The organism is Paenibacillus sp. BJ-4, from assembly GCF_020404765.1.
GTDB lineage: Bacteria > Bacillota > Bacilli > Paenibacillales > Paenibacillaceae > Paenibacillus.
Window position 1 is genome coordinate 1 of the sequence record NZ_JAIVEM010000117.1, and the last position, 242, is coordinate 242.

1 protein-coding gene is annotated in these 242 nt (G+C 68.2%); it reads right to left on the reverse strand.

The annotated features are described in order from the left end of the window. A partial coding sequence (locus LCF57_RS28245) for an AMP-binding protein (protein WP_226001968.1) occupies positions 1-242 on the reverse strand: 242 nt, incomplete at both ends.

Sequence of the window (242 nt, forward strand, 5' to 3'; positions counted from 1 at the left end):
CCGGATAATCCGGGTCGAGCGGCACATACGCCCCGCCCGCTTTCCAGACGGCCAGCACGGCCACCAGCAAGTCCACCGAACGCTCGGCGAGAATGCCGACGATCGACTCCCGGCCGATGCCGCTTGCGCGCAGCGTAGCCGCCAAGCGGTTCGCCCGCTCGTTCAGCTCCGCATACGTCAGCCGGTCGTTCTCGTACACGACGGCCGCCTCTTCCGGCGTGCGCTCCGCCTGTTCCTCAAAC